Here is a 12,483-nt window from a genome sequence, read left to right as displayed (position 1 = left end):
AGCAGGCCTTCCCAGCGGCCTCAAAGTCGAAGTGCATCGACTCAGCCGCATTGGAGATGACCATGCCTCATGCCTCTACCGTCGCAACCATTGCTTCCGCCGCGAGCGCCGTCTCCGCCCCGCGCCAGCGCAGAGTTGCGCGCAAGTCAGGCCTTAGTGTCTCGGCAAGCCAGGGACTGGACGCAAACGCCATCCCGCCAGAGACTCCGCCGGATATTCCTTCTCAAGCGCAGCTGCGCCAGATCTTGCTCGCGGCCTGCCCGCCCGGGCAGCTCAGCGAGCCGGCCTTGGCGAGCTTGCTGGGCCTGGGTTTCATGCATGTGCTGCCGGCCAAGTCCATGTGCCTGATGGCATCGCAGCCTGCTGAGGGCTTATGGCTGCTGCTGCGCGGCACCGTCAGCGTGGGTCGGCATGACGCGCAAATGCAGTGGAGCCAGCGCTGCACGGTGCATGCCGAGGAATGGATAGACGCTGAGAGCGCCTGGCTGGGCGGCAACTATCTGGACAACGCACGCGCCGAGACCGAGGTCTTGCTGTGGTTCTTCCCGCTGCCGGCGCTGGAGCGGGCCATGGCCGCCGAGCCCGCCTTGGCGCGCAGCCTGCTGGCGGTGGGGGCCGAGCGGCTCAAACGCGCAGTCGGTGGCGCGCAAGACTTGCTGGCCAAGCATGTGTTGGCACGCTGCGCTGCCTGGCTGCTGGATGAGTTGCGGGTACTGGGTCAGGGCGAGGGCAGCAGCACGGCCCAGACCCAGCTGTTGCTGAGCCAGCGCAAATGCGCCATTGCCTCGCAGCTGGGCACCTCGCCCGAGACCTTTTCGCGCAGCCTGCGGCAGTTGCGTGAGATGGGGGTGATTGCCTCCAAGGGCTATCGCATCTGGATTTTGGATGTGCCGGCGCTGGTCCGTTTGGCGCAATCGGCTTGAGGCTTCGGCCCGGCTGAGCGCTAGCTGAGCCGCGTCGCTCGCGGGGCCGTGCCACGGGGCCATTACTGGCCTGCCGGCCGCTTTGTCGAAGCTCTTGCTCGGGGCGGACCGCTGACTCTTCCCTATTGGCGCCTTCCGGTTCGCCACTGGTGTGGCTTGTGCAAGGTCGTCTGCTCGCGTGGCTTTCCTTCGTTCTCAATCTAATATTTCCATATTTATGGAATAATGGATTTATGAATGAAGACGTCGTAGTTCGATCCCTTGCTGCACTCGCTCAGGCGCATCGCCTGCGGGCCTTCCGTTTGCTAGTGGTGGCCGGTGCCGAAGGCTTGACGCCCGGCGCCCTGGCTGAAGCCCTGGCCGTGCCAGCGGCCACTTTGTCCTTTCATTTGAAAGAACTGATGCAAGCCGGCTTGCTGAGCCAGCAGCGCCTGGGCCGCAATCTGGTCTACCGCGCTGACTTCTCGCAGATGAACGGCTTGCTGGCTTATCTGACCGAGAACTGCTGCCAAGGCGAGGCCTGTATTCCCGCCTCGGCATCGGGCTGCGGCTGCTGAGGTCGGCGCATATCCGTGCCTGTTCACCTGCTGAAAACTGACCGTCCGAGCAAAGGATCCCCATGAGTACCAAAACCTACAACGTCCTCTTTGTCTGCACCGGCAACTCGGCCCGATCCATCCTGGCCGAGGGCTTGATGAACCATCTTGGCCAGGGCCGATTCAAGGCCTTCTCTGCTGGCAGCCATCCGACAGGCGTTGTCAACCCATTGGCTTTGCAGACCCTGGCAGGCCTGCATCTGCCCGCCGAGGGCTATCGCAGCAAGAACTGGGATGAGTTTGCGCAGCCGGGTGCGCCGGCGCTGGACTTCGTCTTCACGGTTTGCGACAAAGCTGCGGGGGAGGTCTGCCCGGTCTGGCCCGGCCAGCCGATGACCGCCCACTGGGGTGTGCCCGACCCCGCCGCCGTGGAAGGCAGCGAGGCGCAACGCTCGCAAGCCTTTCTGGATACGGCGCTGGCTTTGCGTCGGCGCATCCAGTTGATGCTGGCGCTGCCCATGGCCACGCTGGACCAACTCTCGCTGCAGAAAGCCATACGCGACATCGGTCAGGCCTGATGCGCGCAGACAACTCCAAACCCTAGCAATCATGACGATCAATATCCTCATCCTCTGCACCCACAACTCCGCGCGCAGCGTGCTCTCCGAGGGCATGCTCAACCACCTGGCCAAAAAGCTGGGCCGCGATGTGCGGGCCTTCAGCGCGGGTAGCGCGCCGAGTGGGCGCCTGAACCCTTTTGCGCTTGGGGCGCTGAGCGAGGCTGGCGTTGACATCAGCGGCTACCGCAGCAAGAGCTGGGACGAGTTCACCACGCAGGAGGCGCCGCCACTGTCCGTGGTGATCACCGTGTGCGATAGCGCCGCTGCTGAGCAATGCCCCGTGTTCTTCGGCGCGCCATCATCCCAAGGCCAACCGGTAAAAGTTCATTGGGGCTACCCAGACCCCTCCAATGCCGAGGGTGGCGATGAAGGCAAGCGCCGCGCTTTTGAGCTGACGCGCCAGGCCATTGGCTATCGCATGCTGCAGTTGCTGGCCTTGCCCTTGGAAAGCATGGACCGCGTCGCCTGCCAGGCCGCCTTGGCTGAAATCGGCCGCAGCTAAAACCCTCGAGAGAAAACAAGCATGAGCACCACCACTTTGCCAACGCCCGCGGAGACCCCCGCAGCGCCCGCGCCGATGAGCATCTTCGAGCGCTATCTGACCGTCTGGGTCTTTCTTTGCATCATCGTCGGCATCGCGCTCGGCCAGCTGCTGCCCGGGCCCTTTCAGGCCGTCGGCCAGATGGAGATCGCCAAGGTCAATCTGCCGGTCGGCCTGCTGATCTGGGTGATGATCATCCCCATGCTGCTGAAGGTGGACTTCGCCGCGCTGTCGCAGGTGAAGCAGCATTGGCGCGGGATTGGCGTCACGCTGTTTGTGAACTGGGCGGTCAAGCCTTTCTCGATGGCTTTGCTGGGCTGGATCTTCATCCGCCATGTCTTCGCCCCTTACTTGCCTGCCGACCAGGCCGACAGCTATATCGCCGGCCTGATTCTGCTGGCCGCCGCGCCTTGCACCGCGATGGTGTTTGTGTGGAGCCGGCTCACCGGCGGTAATCCGCTGTTCACGCTCTCCCAAGTGGCGCTGAACGACGCCATCATGGTGTTCGCCTTCGCGCCCATCGTGGCTTTGCTGCTCGGCCTGTCGGCCATCGTCGTGCCCTGGGACACGCTGATCACCTCGGTCGTGCTCTACATCGTGATTCCGGTGGTGCTGGCGCAGCTCTGGCGCAAGGCTTTGCTGCGCCGCGGCCCAGCGGTGTTTGATGCGGTGCTGGCCAAGATCGGCCCCTGGTCGATCAGTGCTTTGCTGGCCACGCTGGTGCTTCTGTTCGCCTTCCAGGGCAAAGCGATTCTGGAGCAGCCCTTGGTTATCGCGATGCTGGCCGTGCCCATCCTGATCCAGGTTTTCTTCAACTCAGGCCTGGCTTATTGGCTGAATCGGCGCCTGGGCGAGTCCCATGCCGTGGCCTGCCCATCGGCCTTGATTGGGGCCAGCAATTTCTTCGAATTGGCCGTGGCTGCCGCTATCAGCTTGTTCGGCTTCGAGTCGGGCGCGGCGCTGGCCACGGTGGTGGGCGTGCTGATTGAGGTGCCGGTGATGCTGTTGGTGGTCAAGCTGGTCAACGACAGCAAGGGCTGGTACGAGGCAGGGCAGAGGGCCTGACGTTCCCGATAGGCTCGACGCCTGAGTCGGCCGCGCATCAACGCGCTGCTACGCAAAAACATCAATGCAGGCTGCTGATCGTGAACGCGGCAGCCTGCGCAGGAGACTTCCTTGTCTACGCTTGACCCCAGCCTGCCCCATATCGACACCGCGCTTTTCGATGCGCCAACAAGCGCCAAGCTGAGCGGCGCCGGCCCATCCCAACATGCACCGCGCTTCTTGCTGCTCTACGGCTCGCTGCGCGAGCGCTCCTACAGCCGGCTGCTGACCTTCGAGGCCGCGCGGCTCTTGACCGCGATGGGCGGCGAGGTGCGCATCTTCAACCCTGCGGGCTTGCCGCTGCCGGACGATGGCAGCGATCAGCACCCCAAGGTGCAGGAGTTGCGCCAGCTGACCGAATGGTCCGAAGCCATGGTCTGGACCTCGCCCGAGCGCCACGGCGCCATGACCGGCGTGATGAAGTCGCAGATCGACTGGCTGCCGCTCAACTCTGGCGCCATTCGCCCGACCCAAGGCAAGACTTTGGCGGTGATGCAGGTGTCGGGCGGCTCGCAGTCCTTCAATGCGGTGAACCAGCTGCGCGTGCTGGGGCGCTGGATGCGCATGATCACCATCCCCAATCAATCCTCGGTGGCCAAGGCCTTTCTGGAGTTTGATGAAGCCGGCCGCATGAAGCCTTCCAGCTATTACGACCGGGTGGTTGACGTGATGGAAGAGCTGTTCAAGTTCACCTTGCTGACGCGCGATGCCAGCCCCTACTTGGTGGATCGCTACAGCGAGCGCAAAGAGAGCGCCGAGCAGCTGTCCAAGCGGGTCAATCAGCCCGCGCTCTAAGGCTTTGCATTTGCCATCCCATCCGTGAGAACGGCAGGCGCCGAACCAGGCGCGCTGACCAGTTTGCCCAGTTCCAGCAAGCCAATCGGCGGCACCGTCAACCAGGGCAGGGTGAACAAGCGCTTGGCCAGGCCGGCGTTCATGCGTGTGATCTGCTTGCGTTCGCCCGCCAAGCGCGCGGCCAGCAGCGGGTCTTGCGTGCCGGCCGCGAGCACGCTTTTGTTCAGCACCCAGGCATAGGGCTCGACGCTGGCACGGCGCAAGTCCTCTTGCAGGGCTGCGGCCTGCGAGACCGGCGTCACCTCGGGCAATGTGACCAGAATGATCTTGGTGTAAGCGCCGTCTTGCAGTCGCATCAGCGGCGTGACCACACGGGCGCTGCCGCGGCCTTCGAACTCATGCATCATTTGCCGGTGGTAGGCGCCGGTGGCGTCCATCAGCAGCATGGAATGGCCGGTGGGCGCAGTGTCCAGCACCACAAAAGCGCTGCGCGCTTCGCTGACGATGCGGGAGAAGGCGTGGAACACGGCCACCTCCTCGGTGCAGGGCGAGTGCAGATCTTCAAGCAACAGCGCCTGCTCTTGCGCATCGAGGCCGGGCGACTTGGCTGCCATGATCTTGTCGATATAGCGCTGCGTCTCCACCTTGGGGTCGATGCGGCTGAGTTGCAGGCCTGTGACGGCGCCTTCCAGCGTGGCTGCCAAGTGCGCAGCCGGATCAGTGGTGCTGAGGTGCACGCTTTTTCCGCGTTGCACCAGGCCCAGAGCCAGGGCCGCCGCAATCGTGGTTTTCCCAACGCCACCCTTGCCCATCACCATGATCAGGCCATGGCCGGCGGCCGCCAATTCGTCGGCCAGCGCGGCCAGCCCCTGAACTTGGCTGAGGGGCTGCGCGGCCCCGGCCAGCGGCGGTTCCGGTGGCGCGGCGACAGAGCTTGCCGGCGCCAGCACGGCGCGCAAGGCGGGCAAGCCGACGGTGTCAAACGCCCGCAAGGGCACGCGGTCTTGCGGCAGGGCTTGCAAGGCCGGCGGCATTTCAGCCAGAGCCACTTGCCCCAAGTCCTCAATCGCGCAGGCCACCGCATCGCTGCGCGCGCTGGCGTGAAACACGCCGTTGATGGCCAGGCGCTGGTTGTTGAGGCCCAGCTCGCACAGATCTATTGAGGTGCGCGCCGCCTCGGCGATGGCGCCCTTGTCGGGGCGGGTCACCAGCACCACGGTGGTCAGCGCTGGGTCGCTCAAGGCTTTCAATGCGGCCTGGAAGCGCACTTCCTGCATCTTCAGCCCGGAGTGCGGACCCAGGCATGAGGCGCCGCGGTCATTGCCCGCCAGAAAGCCGCTCCAGGCCTTGGGCAAGCTGAGCAAGCGCAGGGTGTGGCCGGTGGGTGCCGTGTCAAAAACGATGTGATCGAAGTGCGGCCGGCCAGCGGCCTGCTTAGCGGCCTGGTTAACGGCTGGCGAGTTGTCTGCCAGCAAGCTCGCGAACTCGTCGAAGGAGGCGATCTCGGTGGTGCAGGCGCCCGACAGTTGCTCGCGCACATTGGCGAGTTCGGCCGCGCTGGCGCTGGCGCCCATCTGCGTCAGCACCCGCTGCCGATAGGCTTCCGCCGCATTGTCCGGGTCGATGTTCAGCACCCAAAGTCCCGGCGCACCCGGCACGGGCGTCGGCGTGTTGTGTAAGGCCACGCCCAGCATCTCGTCCAGATTTGAGGCGGCGTCGGTGCTGACCAGCAGTACCTGCTTGCCGCCATCAGCCAGCGTTAGCGCCGTGGCGGTTGAGAGCGATGTCTTGCCGACGCCGCCCTTGCCGGTGAAGAACAGGTGGCGCGTTGGCTGGCTCAGAAAGCCGATGGTGTTGGCCACTGCATCCTCTGTGGCCTGTACAGCCGTGTCCGCCTTCGGCCTCAGCCAGGCCAGCACTTCTTCATGCGAAGGGATACCTCCGGCGTGAACCACCCGGCCATCAATCAGCACGGCTGGCGTGGCATGTACGCCGTAGCGCTGAATCTCCGCTGCCTGCTCGATCTTGATGATGGTCAGTTCTTGCCCCAGCGCCGCGGCTGCGCGCTCAATCATGCTGACCGTGCTGCGGCACTTGCTGCACCCTGAACCCAGAACTTTGACTTCCATGATCTTGGCCTCCCACTTATTGATTGGTTCTGTTGATCAAATGATGCAGCCTGCGCGTGAAGGCGAAAGCGGGCATGCTCTGCAACTGGGCTGTAGCCCCGTTCTCGCTCAAGGCCTAGCCCTGCACTTCGACGGCCAAGGATCAGCGGCAGCGCAGACCATTCTGTCCCCATGGCCAAGCACTTGGCTTGAGTTCAATCAATTTCGAGCTCGTGCTGAGATTGTTGCGCCTGATTCGTGTCGGTTGCAGCTCCCCCCGCTTGGTGTGCGTCAACGCACAGACCTTAGCTGAGGGCGAAGCGATGGTGAAGGCCCGGTCAGGCCAGCGTGGCCTGGCGTCATTCAGCCAAAGGCCTCTCATGAAGAACTCATACTCTGCCGCTCTGCTTTCATCTTGCGCCATCGCTGTTGTGCTGACGCTGGGCGCCTGCAGCAAGACGCCCGAAGTCAGCAGCACCTCCGAACCCGCAATGCCGCCTACCGCCGCCGGGCCGGTCAATGTTTCGGACGCGGACGTGACCGAGCACGTTAAAACCGCCTTGCAGAACAACGACGCACTGAAAGGCTTCGACATCACCGTCATAACGCTCAAAGGCGATGTGCGCTTGATTGGCGTGGTGGACAGCCAGGCTCAGATTGACGAGGCGATCGGAATTGCGCGCGCGTCTGATGGCGCCCACAGCATCCACGATGAACTGACGCTCAAGAAGTAGGCGCTTAGCCTGCGAAGGCGAGGCGAGGCGAGGCGAGGCGAGGCAGGGCATGGCGCAGCATGGTTGATGTGCCGGCGTTGCTGAGCGAGCTGAATACCCAGCCGTGGACGAAAAAAAACGCCGCAGCGTGACGCTACGGCGTTTGATAAAACGGTGTTTGCCTTGATCGTTCTTGCTTGCCCTTGAGTCTAAAAAGCACGGCAGCTGAAATCAAAGCAATTGGCGGAAGCTGTGAGATTCGAACTCACGGAGGGGATAAACCCTCGCCGGTTTTCAAGACCGGTGCCTTAAACCGCTCGGCCAAGCTTCCTGAAACTTTGTCGCGCGCTGCTTTTGTGTGATGCGGTTCACCGCATTACCAGCAGAGGCGGCATTGTAGCCGCGAACTAGCGCCTCATTTTCCGGGTTTCTGGGCCTGTTCGCACTTCACCTGAATCAGCTCCCGCATTTGCCCGTTTTCGACGCGTGCGGCGCTGAGCTTGCCGCCCCAGACGCAGCCGGTGTCCAGGGCCAGCAGGTCGGCGCGGGTGATTTGGCCCAGGGTGGACCAATGGCCGAAGGCGATGGGCGTGCCGGCCGTGCGGCGGCCGGGCGTGTCGAACCAGGGGTAGAAGCCGGCAGGGGCATCGCCCGCGCCGTCCTTGGTTTTGAAATCGAGCCGGCCGGCCGCGTTGCAAAAGCGCAGGCGGGTCAGGGCATTGATGACGAAGCGCAGGCGGTCGGCGCCTTGCAGGTCGTCGCGCCAAGTGTGGGGCTCATTGCCGTACATCTGGGCCAGGAAGTCGTGGAGATCGGGGCCGCGCAGCAGGGCCTCGACTTCGCCGGCCAATTGCAGCGCTTGCGCCAGATCCCATTGCGGCACCACCCCGGCATGCACCATCAGCCAGCCTTGCTCGAACAGGGCCATGTTTTGCTGGCGCAGCCATTGCAGCAAGGCTTCGCGGTCGGGCGCGTCAAGAATTTCTTGCACCGTGTCATTGCGGTGCGAGGGGCGGATGCCTTGTGCTACGGCCAGCAAATGCAGGTCATGGTTGCCCAGCAGGCTGCGGGCGCTATCGCCTAGGGCCATCAGGCGGCGCAGGGTGCGCAGGGATGCCGGGCCACGGTTGACCAGGTCGCCCAGCAAGTAGATGCGGTCGCGTGAGGGGGAGAAGTCAATTTTGCTCAGCAAGCGATCGAGGGCATCGCAGCAGCCTTGCAGGTCGCCGATTAGGTAGTTCATTCCGGGATTGTGCTGTCAGAACTTTCAAATGCTTCTGCTACCCTACGCGGCTCTTGCACAGTCAGGCGCACGCTGGGAGGCAATTCCGGCTCAGCGGCGCACTCAATGGATACCGCTTTTCTCATTTTTCTTTTGTGTTTAAACGCCTTTTTCGCCGCGTCGGAAATGGCCTTGTCTGCCAGCCGTAAAGCCCGGTTGCAGGTGTTGGTTGAAGCGGGAGAGTCTGGCGCACGCTCGGCCATGGCCCTGCATGAAGACCCGAACAAGTTTTTGTCCACGGTACAGATCGGCATCACTTCGATTGGTGTGTTGAACGGGATTGTGGGTGAAGCGGCCTTCTCGGGCCCGCTGGCGGCGTGGCTTTCGTCCACCTTCGGCTGGCATGACCGTTTTGTGGGCATCACCGCCACGGCCATGGTGGTGGTGATCATCACGGTGGTGACGATTATTTTTGGTGAATTGGTGCCCAAGCGACTGGGCCAAATCTACCCCGAAACGGTGGCGCGCAAGGTTGCGCCCATCATGGATTTCCTGTCCATGGCGGCGCGTCCGCTGGTCAAGTTCCTGAGTTTTGCGACCGAGGCGACCCTGGGCCTGATGGGCTTTGGCGGCCACACCCCGCGCAGCGTGACGGAAGAAGAAATCGCCGCCAGCCTGGACGAGGGGCGCGACGCCGGCGTGATCGAGGCGCATGAGCACCAGATGGTGCGCAATGTGTTCCGCCTCGATGAGCGCGAAATCGGCTCGATGATGATTCCGCGGGCCGAGATCGCCTGGCTGGACGTCAGCGACACGCCTCAGCAGGTGCTGGAGGTGCTCAAGGGCCACGGCTACAGCCGCTATCCGGTGTGCCGGGGCAGCTTGGCAGAGGTGCAGGGCGTTGTTTCGGCCCAGGTGCTTTTGCAGCGGGCCTTGAGCGGCCAGCCGCTGGCGCTGGCGGAGGATTTGGAAGCCGCGGTGTTTGTGCCGGAGACGCTGTCGGGCATGGAGTTGCTGGAGCAATTCCGCGTCTCTGATGCACCGCTGGTGTTTGTGGTGGATGAATACGGCGAAGTGCAGGGAGTGATCTCCGTGCGCGACGTGCTGGAAGCGATTGCGGGCGAGTTCAATGCGCCCAGCGACGGAGATGCCTGGGCGGTGCAACGCGAGGATGGGAGCTGGCTGCTGGACGGCTTGATCCCGGTGCCTGAGCTGAAGGACCGCCTGGAGCTGAAGGAACTACCCGAAGAAGACCGTGGGCGCTACAACACCCTGGCCGGCATGATCATGCTGCTGCTGGGGCGTTTGCCGCGTACGGCCGATGTGGTGGAGTGGAACGCCTGGAGATTTGAGGTTGTGGACCTCGATGGCAAGCGTGTAGACAAAGTGCTGGTCAGTCGACTGGCTGTTGATGATGATGGAGAAGAGAAGTCATGAGTACGCCCCCCCTGTACGGCAATCTGGTGCCCCTGGACCGTGAGGCCCACAAGCACCTGCGCCTGAAGACCGAATTGCCCACGGTGGACCGTGTGGCGGGTTTGAATTCCTTGTTCCTGGCCGTGGTGGAGTTCGCCGAAGCCTGCAAGGAATTCCCCATCGTGTTCGTGCGCGTGGGCGAAGCCCCCACCGACGGCTCCAAGCAAGCCGTGGCCCCGCTGGCCGTGATGGGCTTGCGTGCTGGCAGCAATCTGTTCGTCAAGGACGGCAAGTGGACCGGCAACTATGTGCCCGCCTATCTGCGCCGTTATCCCTTCGCGATGGCACGCCTGGACCAAGACACAGACACCGTGGCGGTTTGCTACGACAGCGAATGGCCCGGCTTCTCGGTCACCGAAGGCCAAGCCCTGTTTGGCGCCGATGGTGAGCCGACCGAATTCCTGAGCAATGCCCGCACCTTCCTCGAGAACTTCGAGCAAGAGTCTGAGCGCACCCGTCACGCCTGCCAAGCTCTGCAAGAGCTGGATCTGCTGCAAGACATGCGTTTCGAAGCCACGCTGGGCAATGGCGAGAAGCTGGACGTTGATGGCTTCCTGGCCGTGGACGAAAAGAAGCTGGCCGAACTGCCCGACGCCAAGATTGTGGAATTGCATCGCAACGGCCTGCTGGCCCTGTTGGAAATGCACCGCATCTCGATGGGCAATATGAACCGTCTGGCTGTGCAACAAGCCAATCAGGCTTGATGGCCTGAGGCCATTGAGGCCTCTTGAGGGTACGGAGAACTGGGTCGTTAGCGCCCATGCCTCCGTGCCCCAGGCAAACCCTCTGAGGGTTTGCCGATATCAGCCAAACCCCGGCGCATGGCTAGGATGCTCGCGAAGATCCTCTGAGGTGCGGTATGTCGGTGTTGGTGTTTGAGGGTTTTTTGTCCACGCCCGAAATGTTGGCGGTGTTGGATAAGTCGTCCATCGTGCAGGCCATGATGGACTTTGAGGCGGCGCTGGCCCGTGCCCAAGGGCGCGTGGGGGTGATTCCGCAGTCGGCCGCGCAGGCCATTGCCAGCCTTTGCCGGGTTGAGCTCTACGATATTCATGCCCTGATGGCCGCCAGCGCCCACGATGGCAGCTTGGCCATTCCGGTGGTGCGCCGCTTGGCCGAAACCGTGGCCTTGTTTGACCCGGCCGCCGCGTCCTTTGTGCACTTGGGCAGCACCAGTCAGGATGTGATCGACACGGCGCAAGTCTTGTTGGCCCGCCGTGGGCTGCGCCTGATCGAAGACGATTTGCTGGAGCTGGTGGGTGTGCTGCTGGATCTGGCCGATGCGCATCCGGCTCAGCCCATTCTGGCGCGTACCTTGATGCAGCCGGCCCAAGTCAGCAGCTTGCGTTTCCGCCTGGCCAGCTGGGCCTTGCCCTTGCTGCGCTGCGCGCAAGGCTTGCGGCATGCGGCTGATGGCGCGCTACAACTTCAGTTTGGCGGCGCGGTGGGTACCTTGTCGGCTCTTGGCGAGAAAGCCGAGGCGGTCAGCCAGGCCTTAGGTGCCGAGTTGAAGCTGCCGGTGCCGGATATGCCCTGGCACTCGCAGCGCGACCGCTGGGTGCGTTTGTGCGCCGAGTTGGGCGTGTTGTGTGGTTCGCTGGGTAAATTGGCGCGCGATGTGTCGCTGCTTTCGCAGGCTGAAATCGGCGAGATGGCCGAGCCCGAGGATCTGCCGCCCTTGGGGCCGCCTTCCGATGGGCTGGCTTGCCACGAGCCTGCCGGTGCTATGCCCGCTGCGCCGGCACCCTCGTGGCTCAAGCCAAGCGCCAAGCCGGCCAAGGCAGGTGGGCTTGATGCCGCGCATATTGGCTTGCCTGCGGGACTGCCCTTGTCGGTGCGCAAGCGCAGTCATTCACGGGCGATGCCGCACAAGCGCAATCCGGTGTCCTGCATGCTGGCGCTGGCTGCGGCGCAGCGCGCGCCGCAGCGCGTGGCGGCCTTGCTGGGCAGCATGCTGCAAGAGTTCGAGCGCGGCCTGGGCGGCTGGCAGGCGGAACTGGCCGAATCGGTGAGCCTGCTGATGCACAGCCATGGCTCGGTGCGTGCAATGCTGACGGCCATGGCCGGCATCACGCTCTACCCCGGGCGCATGGCGGCCAATATCGAGGCGCAGCAAGGCTTGGTGTACTCCGAGGCCTTGACCCAATGCCTGGCGGGCGTGCTGGGTCGCATAGAGGCCCAGCTGCTGGTGGGGCAGTTGTGCGATGAGGTGTTGGCGGCGCATGAATCTGGTGCAGCTCCGGTGGATAGTCCCAGCCTACGCGCCCTGGCTCAAGATATTTGTGCGCGTGACGCCCGCTTGCAGGCCGGCATCGAGCCTGCCGCACTGGCAGCGGTTTTTGACCCCCAGCGGGTCGCCCAGCATGCCGATCAACGGGTCGGCAAGGCACTGGCGCAGGCGCGTGTGGACTTGTGCGCCTTGCTGGACCGGCCGCAGTGGTGAAG

12 protein-coding genes and 1 tRNA gene are annotated in these 12,483 nt (G+C 63.6%); 10 read left to right on the top strand and 3 right to left on the bottom strand.

Annotation, left to right across the window (positions count from 1 at the left end):
• Window positions 1–62 precede the first annotated feature (62 nt).
• From AABB87_RS19540 to arsH, 6 genes are all read left to right on the top strand, one after another.
• On the top strand, window positions 63–923 hold the full coding sequence (locus AABB87_RS19540; RefSeq protein WP_341972964.1) for a Crp/Fnr family transcriptional regulator: 861 nt from the start codon (window positions 63–65) through the stop codon (window positions 921–923).
• A gap of 233 nt (window positions 924–1,156) precedes the next feature.
• The gene (locus AABB87_RS19535; RefSeq protein ID WP_341972962.1) at window positions 1,157–1,480 is read left to right on the top strand and encodes an ArsR/SmtB family transcription factor; all 324 of its coding nucleotides are present in this window, start codon (window positions 1,157–1,159) and stop codon (window positions 1,478–1,480) included.
• Window positions 1,481–1,542: 62 nt separating this feature from the next.
• Window positions 1,543–2,037, top strand: a complete 495-nt coding sequence (locus AABB87_RS19530) for an arsenate reductase ArsC (protein ID WP_341972961.1) — start codon at window positions 1,543–1,545, stop codon at window positions 2,035–2,037.
• A gap of 31 nt (window positions 2,038–2,068) precedes the next feature.
• The gene (locus AABB87_RS19525) at window positions 2,069–2,581 is read left to right on the top strand and encodes an arsenate reductase ArsC (protein ID WP_341972960.1); all 513 of its coding nucleotides are present in this window, start codon (window positions 2,069–2,071) and stop codon (window positions 2,579–2,581) included.
• A 21-nt stretch (window positions 2,582–2,602) separates the two neighbouring features.
• The gene (gene arsB, locus AABB87_RS19520) at window positions 2,603–3,685 is read left to right on the top strand and encodes an ACR3 family arsenite efflux transporter (RefSeq protein ID WP_341972959.1); all 1,083 of its coding nucleotides are present in this window, start codon (window positions 2,603–2,605) and stop codon (window positions 3,683–3,685) included.
• Between the two features lie 111 nt (window positions 3,686–3,796).
• On the top strand, window positions 3,797–4,519 hold the full coding sequence (gene arsH, locus AABB87_RS19515) for an arsenical resistance protein ArsH (RefSeq protein WP_341972958.1): 723 nt from the start codon (window positions 3,797–3,799) through the stop codon (window positions 4,517–4,519).
• On the opposite strand, the gene arsA is transcribed toward arsH, so the two are convergent.
• Complete coding sequence (gene arsA / locus AABB87_RS19510) at window positions 4,516–6,648, bottom strand: arsenical pump-driving ATPase (RefSeq protein WP_341972957.1); 2,133 nt, start codon at window positions 6,646–6,648, stop codon at window positions 4,516–4,518. The two genes, arsH and arsA, sit on opposite strands and share 4 nt — an antisense overlap.
• Before the next feature lie 359 nt (window positions 6,649–7,007).
• Between arsA and AABB87_RS19505 the strand changes: the two genes are divergently transcribed.
• The gene (locus AABB87_RS19505) at window positions 7,008–7,361 is read left to right on the top strand and encodes a BON domain-containing protein (protein WP_341972956.1); all 354 of its coding nucleotides are present in this window, start codon (window positions 7,008–7,010) and stop codon (window positions 7,359–7,361) included.
• A gap of 220 nt (window positions 7,362–7,581) precedes the next feature.
• Here AABB87_RS19505 and AABB87_RS19500 read toward each other — a convergent pair.
• Both AABB87_RS19500 and AABB87_RS19495 read right to left on the bottom strand, forming a co-directional pair.
• Window positions 7,582–7,671 (bottom strand) — tRNA-Ser (locus AABB87_RS19500).
• Window positions 7,672–7,755: 84 nt separating this feature from the next.
• Entirely contained in the window at window positions 7,756–8,583 is an 828-nt protein-coding gene (locus AABB87_RS19495; RefSeq protein WP_341972955.1) for a symmetrical bis(5'-nucleosyl)-tetraphosphatase, read from the bottom strand.
• Between the two features lie 105 nt (window positions 8,584–8,688).
• Here AABB87_RS19495 and AABB87_RS19490 point away from each other — a divergent pair, with 105 nt between their 5' ends.
• From AABB87_RS19490 to AABB87_RS19480, 3 genes are all read left to right on the top strand, one after another.
• Window positions 8,689–9,999 (top strand): hemolysin family protein, encoded by a 1,311-nt coding sequence (locus AABB87_RS19490; protein WP_341972954.1) that lies wholly within the window; start codon window positions 8,689–8,691, stop codon window positions 9,997–9,999.
• The gene (locus AABB87_RS19485) at window positions 9,996–10,742 is read left to right on the top strand and encodes a SapC family protein (RefSeq protein ID WP_341972953.1); all 747 of its coding nucleotides are present in this window, start codon (window positions 9,996–9,998) and stop codon (window positions 10,740–10,742) included. The genes AABB87_RS19490 and AABB87_RS19485 overlap by 4 nt, the downstream gene beginning before the upstream one ends.
• 155 nt (window positions 10,743–10,897) lie before the next feature.
• Window positions 10,898–12,481, top strand: a complete 1,584-nt coding sequence (locus AABB87_RS19480) for a lyase family protein (RefSeq protein WP_341972952.1) — start codon at window positions 10,898–10,900, stop codon at window positions 12,479–12,481.
• The last annotated feature ends 2 nt before the right edge of the window (window positions 12,482–12,483 follow it).

This window comes from Roseateles sp. PN1, assembly GCF_038419725.1.
Taxonomy (GTDB): domain Bacteria; phylum Pseudomonadota; class Gammaproteobacteria; order Burkholderiales; family Burkholderiaceae_C; genus Paucibacter_A.
Note: the sequence above shows the minus strand (reverse complement) of the source record. Positions and strands in the feature narration are given on the sequence as shown.

What these genes read in the sequence shown, in the direction of transcription:
- AABB87_RS19490 (WP_341972954.1), top strand. Translation starts at nt 8,689, where the DNA reads ATGGATACCGCTTTTCTCATTTTTCTTTTGTGTTTAAACGCCTTTTTC.
- AABB87_RS19525 (WP_341972960.1), top strand. Translation starts at nt 2,069, where the DNA reads ATGACGATCAATATCCTCATCCTCTGCACCCACAACTCCGCGCGCAGC.
- AABB87_RS19485 (WP_341972953.1), top strand. Translation starts at nt 9,996, where the DNA reads ATGAGTACGCCCCCCCTGTACGGCAATCTGGTGCCCCTGGACCGTGAG.
- AABB87_RS19535 (WP_341972962.1), top strand. Translation starts at nt 1,157, where the DNA reads ATGAATGAAGACGTCGTAGTTCGATCCCTTGCTGCACTCGCTCAGGCG.
- AABB87_RS19480 (WP_341972952.1), top strand. Translation starts at nt 10,898, where the DNA reads ATGTCGGTGTTGGTGTTTGAGGGTTTTTTGTCCACGCCCGAAATGTTG.
- AABB87_RS19505 (WP_341972956.1), top strand. Translation starts at nt 7,008, where the DNA reads ATGAAGAACTCATACTCTGCCGCTCTGCTTTCATCTTGCGCCATCGCT.
- AABB87_RS19540 (WP_341972964.1), top strand. Translation starts at nt 63, where the DNA reads ATGCCTCATGCCTCTACCGTCGCAACCATTGCTTCCGCCGCGAGCGCC.
- arsB (WP_341972959.1), top strand. Translation starts at nt 2,603, where the DNA reads ATGAGCACCACCACTTTGCCAACGCCCGCGGAGACCCCCGCAGCGCCC.
- AABB87_RS19495 (WP_341972955.1), bottom strand. Translation starts at nt 8,583, where the DNA reads ATGAACTACCTAATCGGCGACCTGCAAGGCTGCTGCGATGCCCTCGAT.
- arsA (WP_341972957.1), bottom strand. Translation starts at nt 6,648, where the DNA reads ATGGAAGTCAAAGTTCTGGGTTCAGGGTGCAGCAAGTGCCGCAGCACG.
- AABB87_RS19530 (WP_341972961.1), top strand. Translation starts at nt 1,543, where the DNA reads ATGAGTACCAAAACCTACAACGTCCTCTTTGTCTGCACCGGCAACTCG.